At 34.0% G+C, this 3,123-nt stretch carries 1 protein-coding gene; it reads left to right on the top strand.

Features of this window, described 5'->3' with window-relative positions; all coding sequences use genetic code 11:
* Positions 1 to 140: 140 nt before the first annotated feature.
* A partial coding sequence (locus tag QZ143_RS09570; RefSeq protein ID WP_292883645.1) for a C1 family peptidase occupies positions 141 to 3,123 on the top strand: 2,983 nt, incomplete at its 3' end.

The raw sequence follows: 3,123 nt of genomic DNA, 5'->3' as shown, positions 1-3,123 counted from the left end.
TTAATTCTATTTTATTTTCTTCTTCAGGTTTATATTCATAATTAACTTCTTTAATAATTCTTTCTGCAATTTCCATTGGTTTATCAGGAGAAAATTTAATAGAAACATATTTAATAGTTTTTTAACTAATATATGTGTGTATGAAAATAAATAAATTAATTGTTTTAAGTTTGATTTTGCTGATATTATTCACATTATCAGCAGTATCTGCAGAAAAAAACATAACGAACTTTACAAGTAATGGGGATTTATTAACCTCAGATTCACCAAATGCTAACTTCAATGATTTAAATAAAGACATAAATGAAAGTACAAATGAATTAAAACTTACTCATGACTATGTCTACGATGAAGGCAATGACATCAATTTCACAGATGGAATTAATGTCTCCAAAAGCAACTTCCTTTTGGACGGTAACGGATATAGTATTGACGGAAACGGAAAAGCGAGAATATTTAATATAATTGGGAACAATGTCACTCTAAAAAATTTGATAATCAAAAATGCATTAAATGGTGCTGTGTCTTTCGTTCAGCCAAATGCAGAGTATTATCTGGACAATGTCACCATTCAAAACTCATCCTCCAAATATGCTTCTGGTGGAATTGAACTAAATGCTACTAATTTGGTTGTAAACAATTCAAAATTTATTTCAAATACTGGTACTAAGAGTTCAGACATTTTTTTCAACGAAAAATGTAATGTAATTGTTCTAAATTCCACTTTTGAAGGTGGAATCGAGTCAAAATGGTCACATATTTATTTTTCTGGCGGAGCATTGATTGTTGACAGTTCTACTTTTGCAAATTCACGTTCAAGCTATGCCAATGCAATTTATGGTGAAGATGGTAGGGTGACTGTACGTAACACTAAATTCAGAAATCTTACTGTTTTGAATAGTGCTGGTGCAATTGGCGTTAAATATGCGGTTAATTTAACTGTTGAGGATTGTGAATTTACAAATATCACTTCAGGTAAGGATGGTGGGGTGATTTTTGCTGATATTGATCAGGGTTATGTGACAATCGCCAACTCAAAATTCCATGGTTGTTTTGCGGCATTTGGAGGTGCCGTAATGCAGCTTAGAGCTGAGTTAAATATCATTAACTCAACTTTCGAAGATAATATTGCAATGTATGATGGTGGAGTATTATGGACATCATATGCTGATGTATCCATTGAAAATTCCACATTCAAGAGAAATAATGTTGTTAAAGAAGATTTGGAAATTGGGGGAGTATTGTACTTTGATAAAGGAGACATATTAATCAAGGGTTCAACTTTCATTGACAATCACGGATCAAACAAAGGGGATGCGGTATTCACCTATGATTCCAAACTCACATTACAAAACAACACCTTTAAGGATAACGGAAATGCCCTATACTCAGTATTCTCAACACAAGACATTGCCGAAGACAATAAATTCAATAATGATTTGGTTTCTGTTAACAACACATTTTATGCAACAATTGTGGTAAACGACGGAATAGAATTAACACTGATTAATAACACTCCTTATAAATTTGACACCTTACCTGATAAATTCAATTTAAAGGATTATGGATTAGTGGGTCCTGTCAGAGACCAGGGTAATATGGGTGCATGCTGGACATTTGCAACATCCGGTGCTTTAGAATCAGCATTGCTTAAAGCAACCGGAAAATTATATAATTTTTCACAGGACAATATTCAAAATACAATGCTTCAATATTCAATTTATGGAGTTGATGGAATTTTAGAAGGTGCACAACAATCCACAGGTGTCGGATATCTTGTAAACTGGTACGGTCCATATCCAACCGATCTGGATAGATATGATGAGCTTGGAAAAGTATCCACTCATATCAACATGGCAAATGAAAGTATACATGTTCAGGACGTAGTGTTCTTCCCGGCTCGTCAAAATGCAACAGACAATTATATCTTTAAAAAAGCATTAATGGACTACGGAGCATTTCTAGTGGCAATTTATGCAGGTGAGAATTCAAAATATTATAACGAAACATCTGCTGCACGTTATTACAATGGAACTAAAGGTATAAATCATGCAGTAACCCTTGTTGGTTGGGATGATAATTATCCTGCAAGTAATTTCCTAAATCCACCTTCTGGTGATGGTGCATGGATTATTAAAAACAGCTGGGGTACAGAGTGGGGAGATGAAGGCTATTTCTACCTGTCATATTATGATACATCATTCAATACTCAAAACCCTCAGCAGTATCCATACTATGCTGCTTACTTATTTAACAACACTGTTCCATACAATAAGAATTATCAAACAGATGCAGGACAGTTAAATAACTTTGTAGATCAATACAAGTACTTCTCAAATACCTACACTGCTCTTGAAGATGATTTAATTGCAGCCGTGGGTACTTACTTTGATAGTGATGGAGTTGATTATGAATTTGATATTTATGTTAATGGAGTGTTAAAACACACACAAAATGGTGTAAGCCCATTTGCAGGTTATCATACCATCAAATTAACACAATACGTTCCAATTTCAGCAAATGATACTTTTAAAGTTGTATTCAAAAATAGTTCTCTACCTTTCGAATCTAATTCAAGACATCATCATAAGGAAAACGTTTCATTTGGAAGTGTGGATGGTGTCAATTGGGAAGATCTTGCTAAAGATAATGTAACAGCAATATTGAAAGTCTACACTGTCGCTAAACCTGTAGTTCCATCAAAACCGGTTATCACAGGCAATAAGGATGTTGTCATGCTTTACTCAGCTGGCACCTCTTATAAGGTTCGTGTAACTATCGACGGCAAGGCCGTAGTCGGTGAATACGTAACCTTCAAATTCAACGGTGTCACCAAAAAGGTTAAAACCGACAGCAAAGGTTATGCAACTTATAAAATACCTACTGTTAAACCAAAATCAAGTAAATACGCAATCACTGCAACATATAAAGATGTAACTGTTAAAAACAAGGTTAAAGTGAACAGCATTGTTGTTGCTAAAAACCTTAAGGCTAAAAAATCTGCAAAAGTCCTTAAAATCAAAGTGACCTTGAAAAAGGTTAACAAGAAATACATTAAAGGTAAATACGTAACCTTGAAATTCAAAGGCAAAACCTATAAGGTAAAAACCAGCAAGAAAGGTG

This window comes from Methanobrevibacter sp. UBA188, from assembly GCF_905234905.1.
Taxonomy (GTDB): domain Archaea; phylum Methanobacteriota; class Methanobacteria; order Methanobacteriales; family Methanobacteriaceae; genus Methanocatella.
The sequence above is the reverse complement of the archived record's forward strand: the minus strand, read 5'-3'. Positions and strand labels throughout refer to the sequence as shown.